Origin of the sequence: Paenibacillus sp. FSL K6-1122, from assembly GCF_037977015.1 — a bacterium.
Classification (GTDB): domain Bacteria; phylum Bacillota; class Bacilli; order Paenibacillales; family Paenibacillaceae; genus Paenibacillus; species Paenibacillus amylolyticus.
Genome location: NZ_CP150272.1, coordinates 6,054,794 through 6,071,169 on the forward strand (window position 1 = coordinate 6,054,794; position 16,376 = coordinate 6,071,169).

At 46.1% G+C, this 16,376-nt stretch carries 15 protein-coding genes; 1 reads left to right on the plus strand and 14 read right to left on the minus strand.

All coding sequences use genetic code 11. The annotated features are described in order from the left end of the window. Window positions 1–10: 10 nt before the first annotated feature. Window positions 11–850 (minus strand): 5-dehydro-4-deoxy-D-glucuronate isomerase, encoded by an 840-nt coding sequence (kduI, locus tag NSQ20_RS27215; protein ID WP_036606918.1) that lies wholly within the window; start codon window positions 848–850, stop codon window positions 11–13. Between the two features lie 196 nt (window positions 851–1,046). On the opposite strand from kduI, the gene NSQ20_RS27220 reads away from it, so the two are divergent. Further along, window positions 1,047–1,940 carry a MaoC/PaaZ C-terminal domain-containing protein gene (locus tag NSQ20_RS27220; protein WP_340031224.1) on the plus strand — a complete coding sequence of 298 codons (894 nt, stop codon included), beginning with the start codon at window positions 1,047–1,049 and terminating at the stop codon, window positions 1,938–1,940. Here the strand turns inward: NSQ20_RS27220 and NSQ20_RS27225 are convergent. The 13 genes from NSQ20_RS27225 to NSQ20_RS27285 all read right to left on the minus strand — a co-directional run bounded on the left by NSQ20_RS27225 (window position 1,937) and on the right by NSQ20_RS27285 (window position 16,254). After that, a complete protein-coding gene (locus NSQ20_RS27225) occupies window positions 1,937–3,109 on the minus strand; it encodes an acyl-CoA dehydrogenase family protein (protein ID WP_036668047.1) in 1,173 nt (390 codons plus the stop codon). The two genes, NSQ20_RS27220 and NSQ20_RS27225, sit on opposite strands and share 4 nt — an antisense overlap. Window positions 3,110–3,163: 54 nt before the next feature. After that, entirely contained in the window at window positions 3,164–4,300 is a 1,137-nt protein-coding gene (locus tag NSQ20_RS27230) for a glycosyltransferase (RefSeq protein WP_076319657.1), read from the minus strand. Next, the gene (locus NSQ20_RS27235; RefSeq protein ID WP_036668049.1) at window positions 4,290–5,522 is read right to left on the minus strand and encodes a sugar efflux transporter; all 1,233 of its coding nucleotides are present in this window, start codon (window positions 5,520–5,522) and stop codon (window positions 4,290–4,292) included. The genes NSQ20_RS27230 and NSQ20_RS27235 overlap by 11 nt, the downstream gene beginning before the upstream one ends. A gap of 18 nt (window positions 5,523–5,540) precedes the next feature. Next, a complete protein-coding gene (locus tag NSQ20_RS27240; RefSeq protein ID WP_076319658.1) occupies window positions 5,541–6,749 on the minus strand; it encodes a nucleotide disphospho-sugar-binding domain-containing protein in 1,209 nt (402 codons plus the stop codon). A gap of 40 nt (window positions 6,750–6,789) precedes the next feature. Next, window positions 6,790–7,647, minus strand: coding sequence for an SDR family NAD(P)-dependent oxidoreductase (locus tag NSQ20_RS27245; protein ID WP_076319659.1), 858 nt, complete (start codon window positions 7,645–7,647; stop codon window positions 6,790–6,792). A 13-nt stretch (window positions 7,648–7,660) separates the two neighbouring features. Then, window positions 7,661–8,839: a thiolase family protein gene (locus NSQ20_RS27250; RefSeq protein ID WP_305955693.1), complete on the minus strand. Its 1,179-nt coding sequence runs from the start codon at window positions 8,837–8,839 to the stop codon at window positions 7,661–7,663. Further along, window positions 8,836–10,341, minus strand: coding sequence for an AMP-binding protein (locus tag NSQ20_RS27255; RefSeq protein ID WP_083669899.1), 1,506 nt, complete (start codon window positions 10,339–10,341; stop codon window positions 8,836–8,838). Before NSQ20_RS27255 ends, NSQ20_RS27250 begins: the two co-directional genes overlap by 4 nt. Next, entirely contained in the window at window positions 10,338–12,002 is a 1,665-nt protein-coding gene (locus tag NSQ20_RS27260) for an adenine deaminase C-terminal domain-containing protein (protein ID WP_179088695.1), read from the minus strand. The genes NSQ20_RS27255 and NSQ20_RS27260 overlap by 4 nt, the downstream gene beginning before the upstream one ends. An 83-nt stretch (window positions 12,003–12,085) precedes the next feature. Continuing rightward, window positions 12,086–12,889: an energy-coupling factor transporter transmembrane component T gene (locus tag NSQ20_RS27265; protein ID WP_076319663.1), complete on the minus strand. Its 804-nt coding sequence runs from the start codon at window positions 12,887–12,889 to the stop codon at window positions 12,086–12,088. A gap of 2 nt (window positions 12,890–12,891) precedes the next feature. Next, a complete protein-coding gene (locus NSQ20_RS27270) occupies window positions 12,892–13,755 on the minus strand; it encodes an energy-coupling factor transporter ATPase (RefSeq protein ID WP_036668054.1) in 864 nt (287 codons plus the stop codon). Further along, window positions 13,740–14,549 (minus strand): energy-coupling factor transporter ATPase, encoded by an 810-nt coding sequence (locus tag NSQ20_RS27275; RefSeq protein WP_076319665.1) that lies wholly within the window; start codon window positions 14,547–14,549, stop codon window positions 13,740–13,742. The genes NSQ20_RS27270 and NSQ20_RS27275 overlap by 16 nt, the downstream gene beginning before the upstream one ends. A 77-nt stretch (window positions 14,550–14,626) precedes the next feature. After that, window positions 14,627–15,199: a biotin transporter BioY gene (locus tag NSQ20_RS27280; RefSeq protein ID WP_036668056.1), complete on the minus strand. Its 573-nt coding sequence runs from the start codon at window positions 15,197–15,199 to the stop codon at window positions 14,627–14,629. A 71-nt stretch (window positions 15,200–15,270) separates the two neighbouring features. After that, window positions 15,271–16,254, minus strand: a complete 984-nt coding sequence (locus NSQ20_RS27285) for a zinc-dependent alcohol dehydrogenase family protein (RefSeq protein ID WP_076319666.1) — start codon at window positions 16,252–16,254, stop codon at window positions 15,271–15,273. Window positions 16,255–16,376 lie beyond the last annotated feature (122 nt).

The window sequence follows — 16,376 nt, forward strand, 5'->3', positions numbered from 1 at the left end:
CTGTAATTTATTATTTCAGGTCTTTCATCGCTACGCCGTCCATATCTTCGAACGTCTGGTTCTCACCAGCCATCGCCCAACAGAAGGTGTAATTGCTTGTACCCACACCACTGTGAATGGACCAGCTTGGGGAAATGATCGCCTGACGGTCGCGTACAACCAGATGGCGTGTTTCGTTCGGCTCGCCCATCATGTGGAATACAACGCCGTCTTCAGGAAGATTCCAGTACAAGTATACTTCGGAACGGCGATTATGGGTATGTGCAGGCATCGTGTTCCACATGTTACCCTTGTCGAGTTCGGTAATGCCCATCACCAACTGACAACTCTGAATTCCACCTTCTCCTTGGTGAATGTAACGATAGATCGTACGCTCATTGGAAGTTTCGATGCTGCCCAGATGATTCGGCTGAGCTTGTTCTTGCGTTGCTTTTACTGTTGGATAGGTGTGATGAGCCGGTGTGGATACAAAATAGAATTGGGCAGGTTGAGCCTTGTCACTGCTCGTGAACACAACTTCCTTCACCCCTCTACCGATGTAGAGACATTCCTTCGCTCCAATCTCATAACCTTGTCCGTCCGCTGTCACTGTTCCGTGACCACCGACATTAATGATACCGATTTCACGACGCTCCAGGAAAAAGTTCGTTCCGATATCTTTCAGGTTCACTTCAAGGGTAATGTCCTTGCTCTCAGGTACAGCCGTTCCCACAATATAACGATCCACATGAGAATACACCGTTACCAATTCATCGGTTGCAAACAGTTGCTCCATCAAAAATTCCTCACGCAGGCGAGATGTATCATACGTTTTCACTTCATTGGGATGTGCAGCATAACGATTTTCCATTATTAATCCATTCCTTTCGTCATTTAAATTAGTTGGGATTGAGTTTGATAATGTTCATATAAGTTCATTTTAGTTCATTATGTATCTTTTGTGTACCTTTATTTTCGAAAAAGTAATTTATGTGATAAAACATTTATGATTCTAACTGCCTTCGATATAATACAAGACATGGTCAGTCAAAGGAGAGATGCAAGTTATGGATTACCAATCGTGGATCGGAGTACCTACTCCTCCCAAGAAAATGGTTAGTACCACAGATCAGATTGTTCAGTTCACACAAGGCTTTCCAGAAGAATTTCGTCCCGACGCAAGATCCATTCCTCTCACCTTTCCGATGATATGGTGGCAACAGACACACTTACCCTGGATGGAGCTTCCTGGGAAAATTATGATCCATGGCCAACAATCGTTTACATACGAACGTAAATTGAAGTATGATGCAGCTTTATTTTACAGGATTGAACTTGCAAACGTACGCGAAACAACTGGATCTTTGGGGAAGATTCAGCTCCTTGATTGTACAATGAAGGTTACGAACGTCATGAAACAACCCGTACTCGTTGCTAACACCACATTAATACTTCTAGACTCTCCAGCGTTGCAGCCTTCGTACTCCGAACTCGAGCCTGTGTATCCGCAATATCCCTCGGAGATTTATTATCAATGGGATGGGAAACACCGTCTCTCATCTGGTGAACTCCTGTTCGACGCTTGTCTTGGAACCATAACCAGTTCTATGCTCATCGCCTATGCAGCCGCATCGAGCGATAACAACCCAATTCATCTGGATGTTCTCAAAGCACATGAAGCAGGTGCACCTCGCCGAATTGCACAAGGTATGCTTATCGGTGGCATGATTGGAAACCGACTACAAATGCTGGGGTTGGATAACTGGATTATATGCGATATAAAATACCGATTTCGCTCACCCGTGATGGAAGGGGACGTCGTCCGTGTCCTCGTGAGTGTCATCAACACGGATACCCTCTCCCATCTGGCATGCAGTATCACAGTCTATATTGAACATCGAGCGGGTGTTACTTCTAACTTGCTAGCCTATGAAGGATCCGTTCGTTACACGGCCCGTTAATCCCACTCTCCAATTCGGACATGACCCTTAAGCAGATTGCGGGAAATAATCATGCGTTGAATCTCGTCTGTGCCCTCGAAGATTCTCCATACTCGCATTTCCCGATACCAACGCTCGATCGGCAAGTCCTTCGAATATCCGATTCCACCAAAAATCTGAAGGACCCGATCCACAATATCGTTTGCTCTACCTGCACCGTACAACTTGGACATCGTTGCATGATGTCTTGCATCCAGCCCCTGATCCACCCTCCAAGCAGTATATAATACCAGCCATTTCAGAGCCTCCAGCTCAACCGCAGAGTCGGCAATCATCCATTGGATGCTCTGCCGACTTGCCAACTGCTCTCCAAATGTCGACCTTTCTTTAACGTAATCAATGGCCATATGGATCAGCCTGCCAGATGCACCCACAGCAATAGCCGGAATCACCCAACGCCCTCGACTGATCCACTGCATCGCTGTTGTTAACCCCTGCCCCTCTTCACCGAGCACATTTCCGTTTGGCACGAACACTTGGTTAAACGTAAGTACAGAAGGGCTTTTATCCCCACCCATCGTAGGAATCGGCTCTGACGTCCACCCCATGTCCCGGTCCACCAGAAAGCAAGTGATCCCTTTGCCCGGCTCTGCCTGGACATCAGTCACTGCAAAAACAATTGCAAAATCCGCCTCGTTTCCGTTTGTGATAAATACTTTCTCTCCATTGAGTACCCAACCATCCGCTACACGCTCAGCACTCATCTGAATTCGACTTGCATCGGAACCTGCCGAACGCTCCGTTATTGCAAAACAGGACTGTCTCTCGCCCGCAATAACGGGAAGCAAATACTTGTTCTGTTGTGCCTTGCTGTTGCAAAGGTACAGAATATTGTCCGCTTCCCCCCCGAAGACAAACGGAATACATGTGCGTCCTAGCTCCATTTTCAGGAGTGCACTAGTGACCGTCCCAAGATTTGCTCCCCCATACTCTTCTGGTGTCTCAATACCCCATAGGCCCTGTGTTTTCGCCTTTTGTTGAAGCTCTCTAATCTGTCTAAGTTCGATTCCGGGTCTTCCCTCACGCTCGTTACGCAATAAATCAGGTTCCAACGGAATCAGTAGCTCGTCCACAAAATGGCGTGCGGCGGATTGAATCTGCTTCTGTTGCTCTGTCAATTCAAAATTCATGTCAACCTCCCGTATAAAATGTCATCATTTGGGGCCAGAACAGCTGATCCATGATCACTTGAAAATTTCATGTTTCACAATTCCCCTTACTGCATACTGATGGTACAAGTCAATTAACTGATCTTCCGAAGGATGCTTGTAATACAAAACATCAAATTTCTCGTTAATACATTGGCACAAGATATCCAGGTCCGATGATGGTGTCTTATCTATAACCAACACTTCTCTATGGGCAGCTTCTGCCGAAATGGTCTGGATCAGTTCTGGGCCCTCGGCATAGACAACAATGATGCTGACAGGTAATCGATCCCCCTCGTAACCCTGATGTGCTCTTACAACCTTCTCAAAGCGAATATAACAATCCCACCATGATTTTCTAATCTCTGGGTCAAAAAATTCCTTTAAGATGCTTTGCGCCTGTACTTCAAACATCGGATGACATTCGAGGAAATAATCCAGATTCGTTTTCCAACCATCATAACGATTCTCATCAAACTCGGAAGGGTGAAAGATATGGAAGGTTAACGCTTTTTTGTTCAATACGAACGTTCCTCCAGCCTGTTGCAGACGATAGCCAAGCTCACTGTCTTCCAACCCCCATCCCTTGAACCCTTCGTCAAACATACCCGATCGGATCAGTACTTCTCTGTTTACCGAGAAATTGCAGCTGAAAGACAGATGCCACGCTGTACGGAATACGCTTCCATTTTCCGAAAAACGTTCCATGAGCTGAAATCGTTCATCTGCTTCTGATGATGTAATAGCAGCATGCACCCATCCCGGATTTAACGACGTTATATCGATGCTCTCTTCACCCAAATATCTTCGAAACCCTATGACAAGTTTCCCCTCGGCTAGCTTGTGCACTCTCAAATGCTCATAGATAAAGTCCGGTCCGGCGAGTTGATCTCCGTCAAGGAACACGATCACATCTCCATTCGAGATAGTAATCCCCTTGTTTCGTGCCGCTGCCCGACTTGATTGCTCCGTAGAAGGAATGTAATTATATCGTATAGGAAAATCATACGTAAGCCTGCCGATCATCTCGCCCGTGCCGTCTATAGACCCGTTATCGATAACTACAACTTCGTATTGATCGCCTTCACACAAACGCTGTCTCGATAAGGAAGACAAACAGGCCTGAATCACTTCTTTCTGATTATGCGATAGAATAATTACACTAGCTTTCATACGTATCTCCTCCCACATGCCGGACTACCTTTTTATTTGCGTTTGGCACCAATAATAGTACAAATCCCAGGAAGGCAAGTGCTGCCGAACAGGCAATCACTATTTTAAAACCAAAATAATTTCCGACTGCTCCGGCTAGTAATCCACCACCCATGGAACCAATGATGTTTGCATTGTTGTACAACGTTGTGGCCGTACCTGTCATTTTAGGAACCAAATCCTGAAAAAAAGTCATTCCAACTCCAAGTACAATCGCGATAAAAATGGCACTGAATATCTGGATAGCAATGATCTGCCATCCCGATTGGGTAAACCAAAATAGTGAAAAATAGGCGACTCCAAACAATCCCGCGCATTTCATAACTGTGATACTACCAAACCTTTTGGCCAGTATTCCCAAAATGATCATGGTGGGAACCTGCAAGGCTGCGTTAACTCCCGAGATCATGCCAACGTCCAACTTCCCGCCTTGCAACTCTTGCGTAACATATAAGGGAGTTACAATGCCCCCCATCGTATTAGCCAACTCAAATGCCATGAAAGCAAGTAATGAAAATACAATCTGCGGTGCCATCAGCAGGCGCTTGAAGCTACGTACTGAGTCAGATGATAATTCCGTTCCGCCCCCCGGTTCCCGACTCTCGTCTGCTCGAATCATCAGTACAAATACGGCAACGAGCATGTACATCAACGAAACAACCAGAAACAGGCCTGTGTACGAGAACTGGTAGATTATAAAAGACGCCATTACAGGACCAAGAATCCAGGCCAGAGACACCAGAGCTCGCAATACAGCCATAACAACGGTGACATCTTCACTCGCCTCCCTCTCGACTACTTCTCTCGCAAGAGCAAATAATTGCGGAAAGGCCGAGAATGACAAGGCCATGAAAGTACAGGAAACCAGCATTAACACAATGTAACTGTCCGTATTTGCATAGAATACATAGCCTACAGAAGCAGATACACATGATCCAACAATGATCCACTTGCGCACAGGCTTTTTATCGGACAATCGACTAAACAGCGTACTAATGATAATGCCGCTTAACGATCCACACGCCATAAAGATCCCTAATGATAAGGGGCTCATTCCAGCCCGTTCTACTCCGAATAATGGCATGAATGGTAGCGTTAATCCGTATCCCAAACCAATAAAAAAAATGCATACGGATAATAAAAGTAAGGCCGGGCTTCTCAGGACAACCAAAAGACTTTTCAATAGAACCTTGCCCCCTCTTTACAACAACCGACGAATGAGTTCAGCTGCACGCTCGGCTCCTCCGTACTGCGAAGTACAGACGTTTTCCTTCAGCGACATAGCCTTATCCATGTCTCCATTAGTCATCATCGCGTTAACAGTCTCAGCTAGAGCGGATCCCGTAACCTCATCTGGGGACATTACTCTGCCACCGCCAACGTCCTGTAACTGCTTGGCGTTAAACTCACGTTCTGCCCAGGTCGGAATGACCAACGACGGCGTGCCTGTTAAGATCGTCGTCATGCAACTTCCATGTCCGCCATGGTGAATCATGACATCGCTATGCTCGGCTGCCATAACTCCCGATACATATGAGGTGAAGTGTACATTAGGGGGAACTTCCACGCTGTCCCCTTCCAATGGATTAAAACCAGTAGCAATCAAAAGCTCCGTCGAAGTGTTACCGAGTGCTCTAACGGCTTCCCTGAAAATATGACCACCACTCTCCACACCCCATTCCACGAGACGACTTGTGTACACAAATACACGTGGCCTCCTGTCGTTGTCTGATTTCTTCAACCAGTTCGCAGGCATTCCTGTCTCATTTGTATCTCTCCATACCACGGGACCGATATATTCAATTGGAACGGGCAGCTTCCCGATCTGTACCGGATCAAAATCCGGTATGCTCGGAAGAAGGGCAAGATTACCCGCCAGAAATGTGAGAAGGTTGTCCGTTTCAGGCAGACCATACTCAACCAACGCTCCGTTCAACACATTCGTGACATCTGGTATGTCTCCATATAATCCATAATTCGTTGTAAAAGGAAGACCACCTGGAAGTGTGCTGGACTGATTCATAGAAACGAGAGGAATGTCCAGCTTACAGGCAATGAACGCTGCGGGGACACTCGAATCGGAAATAACAAGATCCGGTTTAAAACCGATGGTTACCCGTAGACGAGCTTCAAGCTCATTTCGCATGTAAACAGGGTCCGAGTACCCCATCATGGACAAAAAGTGATTCATATCCTTGAAGTTTGGGTGGAAAACCTGTCCCTTGGGAGCAGGAATAACTGGAATCGGAATATAGGTAAAACCCATCTGTTCCATCGCCACCCCGGCATTTCCCCAGATTGTGAACGCCACCTCATGTCCCATCTCTCGTAACTTTAGTGCTATGGGAAGACAACGATTCACTCTCCCCATCCCGGCCATCATCCCAATAAAAATGCGTTTTTTCTTCAACAAAATTTCCTCCATCAATTCGTATATTTCGGAAATAGTTCTACACTTTCACGTAGGCTGACAACACTTGCTCAAAGAGTTCGCCTGCTTCCCAACCGTTCTCCCTACTGGATTGGGTGGCAACTATACGGTGCTCTGGAGGGGACCACACACCGATCTTTCCACCATTAACAGAGAAGATCTGACCGGTAACCTTACGGCAACGCGGCAGACATAAGGAAAGCATCAATTCGGCCACATCTTCCGTTGAACCTACTTTCCAGTACTCGGGAAACGACTCACCTTTCATTTCGGCGGTCTGCTTCGCCCGTTCGATATAGGGCATTGTCATGTCAGTACGCGCTGCGGGAGAAACTGCATTCACATTAATGCCATAAGATTCAAGTTCCAGCGAAAGTGTCCACGTCATGCCTATCAATCCGGCTTTGGCAGTACTGTAATTTAATTGCCCGATCATTCCGGTCAAGCCCGCCACGGAGATCATATTAATAATGCTGCCTTCCCTTCGTTCCCTCATGCCCGGCAGAGCGGACCGGATACAAGCAAAGGCTCCCTTAAGATGCGAATTCAATACAAGATCCCACTCGGTTTCACTCATTTTATGGGCCATCTTATCGTGAACAACTCCGGCGTTGTTCACCAGGATATCAATCTTGCCAAATTCGCGAAGACCCTCCGATATGATGCGTTCACCACCGGCCATGCTTGCGACGGATTCAACGACCCCAATAGCGGTCCCTCCCTGATTCCGAATCAACTGAACAACGTCCCATACCCCACCTTCTTGTACACCGTTGACAACTATCTTGGCTCCTTCTTGTGCCATACGTATTGCGGTTGCACGCCCAATTCCGCGGCTGGAACCCGTAATGACTGCTACCTGTCCCTCTAACAACAACGGCTGTTTCCTCCTATTCGCACTTCTCCCACAATGATGCAAGCCCGATCCCGCCACCAATACCCAGTGTTGTGATTCCCCGAGCCCCCTTTATATGCCTCATCTCGTTGAATAGGCGTGTAACCAGGATGGCTCCCGATGCACCGAACGGGTGTCCAAGCGCCAGTGCCCCGCCCCCCACATTAACAATGTGAGTTGGAATATGCAGTTCTCTTAAAGAGGCCAGAACTTGTGAAGCGAACGCTTCATTGAATTCCACAAGATCAATGTCTTCCATTGCCAAACGATTTCGGCTGAGCAACTTGGTAACGGCAGGAACCGGACCGATACCCAAGTAGTTCGGGTCAACGCCCACTGCCACACTGTCGATAAATTTCATTAGTGGTGTAAGTCCTAACGATAATGCTTTTCCCATTGACATGATTAAAACGATAGCGGCTCCATCATTCAATGGACATGCATTACCAGCCGTCACTGTACCATCCTGTTCGAAAACAGATGGCAATGCTGCAAGCTTCGTAAGTGTTGTATTCGCCCGAGGACATTCGTCTGTATGAATGATTCTAAGTTGCTTACCCTCCGGGATAGACAATGGAACGATTTCGTTGTCGAAACGCCCGCTTTGTATTGAAGCAATCGCTTTCCTATGACTGGAAAGCGCATATTCGTCCTGGTCCATTCGAGTCACACCGTACTTCTTAGCAACGTTGTTAGCCGCCTTCCCCATATCCGGATCTCCGATCCATTCCGGAGAGAATCGTGTGCGAGTGATTACTTGAGGTACTACACTCCCGTACAGAGACAAGGGTTTCTCCAATCTCCAGGGTGCACGACTTGTGCTTTCGACACCACCAGCCAGATACACTTCCCCGGCACCTGATTGAATCAGCCTCGCTGCTAAATGAATGGCTTCAAGACCAGATCCGCATTGACGATCAATCGTCACGCCAGGGACCTCTACTGGGAGTTTGGCTTGTAACGCGGATAACCTGGCGATGTTACCTCCCCCGCCTACTGCATTCCCCAATAGAACATCATCAATGTCACCGGGAGGGATGGGAATTTCGCTTAAAATGGCCTGAATGACTTCTGCAGCCAGTATCTCCGGCGGTGTCTCCTTAAACATCCCCCCGTATTTGCCGATTGCAGTTCGCTTCGCGGAAAGAATAACAGGAATCAACATATTGTTCATATCTTTATTTTCAGTAACTCGTTCAGTTTTGTTCGCGAAATCTTTCCACTCGTTGTATAGGGGAAGGCATCCACCCGCATAATTTCCTTTGGACACTTGTAGGTAGCAAGCTCACGACGGCACAATGATACAATCTCATCATCACTAACCTCGCTACCCATTCTGAGCTTGATAAGTGCGCTCACCTTTTGGCCCCAGTATACATCGGGTACACCTACAACGATGACCTCCTCAATGCCTTCCAATGTTAACAACAGCTTCTCGATTTCCTCCGGATATATATTAAGCCCTCCGCTAATAATCATGTTTTTCTTTCGACCAACCAGATATAAATAACCTTCGGAATCTCGTGTTGCAAGGTCTCCCACAGTTGCCCATTCACCATGTACAACTTGGCTGGTTTCTTCCTCGGAACCATAATATCCGGCAAAGATCATCGGGCTCTTCACAAACAATTGTCCTACTGCGCCTTCGGTTACTTCCGTACTATCCGCTTCACGAATGGATACCTGCACACCGGCAAACGGTTTACCGATTGAATCAGGCTTATACCGATTTCCTTCCGGATCAAGTACTGTGACAAAGCTTAGCTCGGAGGCACCATAAAATTCATACAAACCTGCATTTTCAAATACCTCTGTCACCTTCCGTTTGGATTCTGGCGACCATTTATCACCTGACGTAATGAGAGATCTGACAGATGGCAGCGCAATAACTGAATCAGAAGCCATGAACGCTTTGTAGAGTGCTTCAAACATCGTAGGTACAAGATAAAGATGTGTAACCGCATGTGTTGCTAACGTCTCCAATACGTATTCCGCTCGGAATTTGCTTGTTAGATGGAATGTCCCGCCAATATACAACGTTTGAATGCACGCATATAACGTAAGTGAATAGACCAAAGAACCCGGTGCCAATACATGGTCTCCTGCATCATGCACGAATGTTTCACGCGCATATGCAAAGCTCTCGATCCATGAACGCTGAGAACGGAGATAGCCTTTCGGTCGTCCGGTCGTCCCGGAGGTATATCCCATGTAGAACAGGCTATCTTCAGTTGAGGATCGCTGTGGTTCGGCTTCTTCCCTTCTGAGAGAACGAGGTTCACCTGTATCCACAGTAATCACCCTTGTTGACGATGGAATATGAGGTATTCTGGCTTTGAACTCCACATCTATGACAAGCACACGAGGTTCACATTCATTAATAACCTCCGTCAGATTTGCATCGCTCCACTTGGGATCAAATACAGCAGCACACATTCCAATTTTGGTGGCTGCAAGAAAGTATTCGATCATCACGGCACTATTGTTCATCAGCAGGCCGACAAGAGGAAGTTCATCGGCTTCGAAATCTTCCTCAGTAGCCAGAATTGTATTTGCTGCCAGCTTTATTCCATGGTATAGCTCGGCGTACGAAATCTGCCGGGCATCATCAAAGATGGCAGTTTTCTCAGGATTCTGGGAAGCATGCATGCGTATCGCATCAGCCAGTAACATCATTTCACCTTCCTTACTGTATTAACTAAGGGGGTAGCCGGGAGCACTATCTCACCTGTTTTAACCAGATACAACCCTTTGTCCGATACACGAATATGCGGCAAATGTGAAGCTGTCAGAAATAAAAGAGAATACAGAGGATCACCAAATCGGTAACCGTGGACACGCATTTTCTCATTGAAATGATCCACACTAGCGCCGATTGATGCCACGCTCTCCAAGCTCATAGCTCCACTGAGAGGAAGAGGAATGTACAGTTGCTCCCCATCCACGAAATATACTAATATTCCTTCCCCGCGAACTTCCAACTCCTGAGACGCTTCGCGCATGGCAGACAGAGATCGCCCAAGTAAAAGTGTATCGTTCGAAGCGTTGTAAGTACTTGCTAATGCCTTGATCCCACACGCTAAACCTTTGATTCGGGTGTTAATCATCCAACTTCCGTTAACATCCAGCAATGTCATCCAGTTCTCATCCGTTTCTAATTCAGCTCGGGGATCAAAATGGTACGATTGGGTGATGACATCGTTCACCAGTTCAATACCGGTGTCGGTTCGAGTTTCCATCTGGTCCATCCTCAGGTTGACGATCGTTCGACGAGACGGAAAAGTGGAGCGCAACCAAGTGTGTATCTCTGCTTCATCTGGCTCTACTACTCGCCTTTGATTTTGGACCACCCACTCACCTCGTTGCAGGACATGTAGTGGATCAGGTTCATTTATGGAGGTTAAGACGTTCAAACAAGCCAGTCTGCCTGGTGCAATCCCGCCTAAGTCTTCATCCAGACCGTAATATACTGCCGGATTTAAGGTAGCAAGACGATAGGCATCCGCTACAGATATTCCCGTCTCCATACAGATCTTAATCATGCTGGCACAGCTCGTCCTCTCCACATAGTTTGGTGACGGGCCATCGCTGGTAAGCATCATTCGGTTCATATTGAACCGGGAATCACCTTTCATCCCTTTAAGGAGGTGTGGCAAATCAGGACGAATAGATGAGTATCGAAGAGAGGCGTATAGCCCCGCTTTTAATCGTCTAAGTACATCTTCGGCATGGAGAGCTTCGTGGTCAGCTGAGATGCCCGCTGCAGCCATAGTACTTATTTTTTCATAAGATACGCCCGGCAAATGTCCTTCCGCCCTCATCCCATGATGAGCCTTCGTTAGATAAAGTTGCTCTACCAATACTTCGTCGTTCGCCAGCAGTTTGGGCCATTCGGTCAGTTCCCCGCTCTGTATCACAAGGTTATGTTGTAGCCACTTGTCCATAGTCATTGGATCAGCTCGATCAGGACGGTCAATGTTACACCACCATAGGAACATATGGTGACTTGTCTCCTCCAGCTTCTCAATGAATGACAAAGCTTCAGTTCCTAGAAACGTTAACAAAGACAGATTATCATTAATGGACAAGACCGTACCCTTCTGTAACAGAGCTTCTCCCCATGTATAAGGATTGTACATTTGACATGGGTGTGCATGAGGTTCAATATATCCTGGAACAACAACATGACCTTTCTCCAATTCAACGACCTGGGTCTGGTCTGAAGTGGGTAGTTCCTTGGCTCCAACGTAGGCAATACGACTTCCGGACAGATAGATATTCGCTTGTTCAACTTCCCCTGTGTATACGTTCAAGTAAGATGCCTGTCTAAACCACATTGTCGCAGGCTGATCACCTTTAGATACTGAAATGAGTTTGTGATATTCATGTAGATTTGTCGGGTAAATCCTCATAGCTTACCTCACTTTCGTAATGCCAACAAAAGTGCGAAACAAAAAATGGATATGATCAGCACTTGATAGTCGAGCTTTTTGAAAGCTAACGTTCTCAGTTGCGTTCGATTCATGCCAGGGCTATATCCGCGTGCCTCAACGGCCAGTGAAGCGCTTTCGGCTTTCTGGAATGCTAACAGAAGGATAGGGACTACAATTGGGATAAAACTTTGCAGACGACGAACGATATTACCGGAATTAAAACGAACACCTCTTGCTCGCTGTGCCTTCATCACGTTGTCGGTTTCATTCAACAGGATTGGAATAAAACGGATCGTCCAAGAGATCATCAACGCAAATTCCTGTGTAGGAACACCCAACCGCTTGGTAGGCTTCAACAGATCTTCAATAGCCTGTGCGAGATCACCCAGCTTTGTCGTAAGTGTCAACAATGAAGCGATGACGAGAAGAAGAATGATGCGAATGGCTATATTACCTGCTTTAATGACACCCTCCTTGTAGATCGAAAACACTCCCGCTTCAAGCCATAACTGCCCCCCTTGTGTCAGAAAAATGTGAAACACAGATGTGACAATGACTATTAGCCAAACAGGTTTCAATCCTCTAACAATATAGGAGGGTGGTATTTGCGATATAGTGACTACACACACCACAAACACCGCAGACAATACGTATGAAAGCCATGAGTTCAACAGCATGACAGACAACATGAACAGGAACGCGATGACGAGTTTAGCTCTTGGATCAAGCCGGTGAATGATGGAGTTTCTGTGGACATACTGACCAATGATAAAGGATTGAGATAAGGACATAACTACAATTCCTTCCTCTGAAAAAAATCAGCAATATATGACAAAATCCATTCTTTCTTTACCGACTCCAGCTGCAATTCAACGTTCAATTTTACATTTATGGCTTCCACGAGCTGGAGCGCTTTAGGCAGCTTTAATCCCATATCTTTCAACTCAACTTGATATTCAGTGAACAATTGGAGCGGAGTCGTATGTCTTTGCACTTGACCACGTTCAAATATAATCACTTCTTCGGCGTACTCGGCAACAGTCTCCATATCGTGCGTCACCATAATGATCGTACTCCCCTGTTCCTGCTGCCAGGAACAAAAGAGTTCCATCAGCTGCTCTTTCCCTTCCGAATCCAACCCTACGGTTGGCTCGTCGAGAATAAGCACCTCCGGGTTCATCGCTAACACACTTGCAATTGCCACTCTCCGCTTCTCTCCGCCACTTAATTCAAACGGTGATCTATTGCAGAAAGATTCGTCCAGACCTACCATGTGTAATGCATCCAAGCATGTACTACGAACTTTTTCAGCTGACCAGCCCAAGTTCTTGGGACCAAAGGATATGTCTTTTATTACCGTATCCTCGAATAATTGATGCTCCGGAAATTGGAATACAATACCCACTTTATCGTAGAGAACGTACGTTTTCTTTCGATCGGTTGTCATTCGAAAATCCCCTATATCAACTGTTCCATTTGTAGGTTGCAGAAGCCCATTGAGCAGCTGTACAAAAGTTGACTTGCCAGATCCCGTTTTTCCCACAACAGCAAAAATGCGATTATCGCCCATGGTGAGTGTAATGTTGCTCAATACGTTGTTCTCCAGTGGTGTTCCAACATGATACGAGAAGTCCACTTCTTTTAGTGTAATTTGCATAAATCATCCACCAAATCTTCCAGAGTGAGTGCCGAAGAAGAGTGTAGCCCCTTCCGGTTCAGTGCCTCTCTTGCCTCGACAATAAAAGGAGCCGTTATCCCGGGAAAACGCCAGTATTCACCCTGAAACAAGGCCTCGGGCGATCCATCATAACAAATGTCACCCTGATCAAGTACAATAACCCTCGAAGATGCTGCAATCTCCTCTAAGTCATGCGTAATTGTTACAATCGTAATTCCTTGTTTATGCAACTCTCCCATCAGCAATGCAATCTGATCTTTGCCTTCCGGGTCGAGCATTGAGGTAGATTCATCAAAAACAATAACTTCTGGTCCCATAGCGAGAACTCCCGCAATAGCGATACGCTGTTTTTGCCCTCCTGATAACGAATATACATCAGAATTATAATAATTCAGCATCCCCACTTGGCTCAATGCCTCTGTTACATGACGCTCGATATCTTCAGTAGGGACACAAACGTTTTGCAGGCCAAAGGCGATATCTTCAAACACTGTAGATGCTACAATTTGATTCTCTGGATTTTGAAAGATCATTCCAATTCTCTGACGAATGATACTTAAATCATTTTCATTGGATGTCACATAATCATTAAAAGTTACTTGGCCTGTGGTTGGAAGGAGTAACCCGTTCATTAACCTAGCTATGGTGGATTTCCCTGCTCCATTCCTTCCAGCAAACGCCACATATTCACCAGAACGAATATGAAGGTTAATATCGTTTAACATTGTTGCTCGGTTTGCATAACCAAACGTTACATTGGAAAAATGAATCACTGTAGTACCTCCATCACTTGGCGCGATTTACTTGTATAGAAGTGCTTAAGAATGTGCAGTCTCTGAATATCATAATGTTAGACCCCCGGAGTTTGCCTTTTCGTATCCTGGATCATTGTAGGACTTACCTTGAGAATTCTAACAGCAATAAGTGAAGCAAGCACTGCTTTGAGCAGGTCACCTGGAATGAAAACAAGGTTGCCTATGATAGCCTGTGTAATTGGTACATCCGTTATAAAGGACAGGAATGGAATACCCACTGCATACACAACAAGGATTCCGCCCACGATGTTGCTCAGTAGAAAGTTCCAAAATTTAATGCCTGCAACGGATGTACGTTGAACTAACAACCCAATCACAAAAGCAGCAATCGGATAACTAAGAACATACCCGCCTGTAGGTCCAACCAGAACACCCAAGCCCCCTCTGCCACCGGACAACAATGGAGCTCCTAAACCGATCAGAACAACAAAGAGCAAGAGACTTACCCCTCCCAATCGAGCACCAAGGATACTGCCTGCCAGCATCACGCCCAGCGTTTGGACTGTAATTGGCACAGGTATAAATGGTAGTGGAATCGGAGGTAACAGTCCAAGTACTGCAATAACAGCTGCCATAATCGCAGTAAACATCATATCTTTAATCTTCACAACAAGGCCCCCAATATGAATTAGTTATTAACTACGCATCCTTTATGTTGAGTTTTTCCAAGTCTTATGTACTACTGTATTAAGAGAACCTTCCCCTCGATACCCGATTCAGCCGCTGCAATAGCCTGTTGTACATTCGTTAGTTCATACGTCGCCCCAATGTTTGTCATGACAAGCCTCCCTGCTCTGACCAACTCCATTACCTCATGAAATACCTGTTCCCAGCGTTCTTGCGTACAGCGTTCCACCCAATGTTTTAACCAGAAAAGTTTCACATGAACTTGTGTTCCCCGGGTAACTTCATGCCATAACGGTGTGATCCCCGAAAGCAGTCCTACACTGATGACCGTGCCATTTGGCTTAAGGCAACTCACCAACTGTTCCCCATCTGTCCCTCCAATACAATCCACGGCTGCATCAGCACCGCACCCCTCTGTTAATTCCGTGATCCTAGCCTGGAGCAACTCTTTCGTTGTATTGATAACAGAAACTGCTCCAAGACGATACAGTTCAGCAGTATGACGATCATCTCTCGTAAGCGCAATCAATTTAAATCCATAGATTTTTGAGATCTGTGCAAAGATTCGCCCGATTGCAGATCCCCCTGCATTCACAATCAGGGTATCACCATACGTAAGCTTAAGCACCTCTGTACAGATCAACCAAGCCGTAACCGGATTAATATAGAGCTGACTTGCTGAGTGATCATCGATATCATTCGGCACAATAATCGTATGTTGCTCCAAAGTCTTCACGACGTCCTGCCAAGTATTCTCACCTTTTAGTGGCAAGACACGGCGACCCAACATTTGATTGGAAACTCCCGGCCCTACTGCTTCTACCACCCCCACACCCTCAAACCCGGGAACAGCTGGTAATCGGGTACGATGCGGGTAAGCTCCTCGAACAGGAATAATATCGGAGGGATTAATAGGTCGAGCATACATCCTCACTGCTAATTCACCGGGGCCAGGGGGTATCACATCTTTTTCTTCCATACATAATACTTCACTTGGTTCGCCAAAACGATAATAACGGATTACCCTTGCTTTCATTAGTACATCTCCTAAAATAATTTTGCTAAAATTGCTCTAACTAAAATATTGAATATATTTCCAGAGTGTATAACAATAGTATCACTGGTAAATTATTTCATCAACGACTTATTATGATATAA

Coding starts and splice junctions, on each gene's coding strand:
- kduI (WP_036606918.1), bottom strand. CDS start 850: ATGGAAAATCGTTATGCTGCACATCCCAATGAAGTGAAAACGTATGAT.
- NSQ20_RS27220 (WP_340031224.1), top strand. CDS start 1,047: ATGGATTACCAATCGTGGATCGGAGTACCTACTCCTCCCAAGAAAATG.
- NSQ20_RS27225 (WP_036668047.1), bottom strand. CDS start 3,109: ATGAATTTTGAATTGACAGAGCAACAGAAGCAGATTCAATCCGCCGCA.
- NSQ20_RS27230 (WP_076319657.1), bottom strand. CDS start 4,300: ATGAAAGCTAGTGTAATTATTCTATCGCATAATCAGAAAGAAGTGATT.
- NSQ20_RS27250 (WP_305955693.1), bottom strand. CDS start 8,839: ATGAACAATATGTTGATTCCTGTTATTCTTTCCGCGAAGCGAACTGCA.
- NSQ20_RS27255 (WP_083669899.1), bottom strand. CDS start 10,341: ATGATGTTACTGGCTGATGCGATACGCATGCATGCTTCCCAGAATCCT.
- NSQ20_RS27260 (WP_179088695.1), bottom strand. CDS start 12,002: ATGTGGTTTAGACAGGCATCTTACTTGAACGTATACACAGGGGAAGTT.
- NSQ20_RS27265 (WP_076319663.1), bottom strand. CDS start 12,889: ATGTCCTTATCTCAATCCTTTATCATTGGTCAGTATGTCCACAGAAAC.
- NSQ20_RS27270 (WP_036668054.1), bottom strand. CDS start 13,755: ATGCAAATTACACTAAAAGAAGTGGACTTCTCGTATCATGTTGGAACA.
- NSQ20_RS27285 (WP_076319666.1), bottom strand. CDS start 16,254: ATGAAAGCAAGGGTAATCCGTTATTATCGTTTTGGCGAACCAAGTGAA.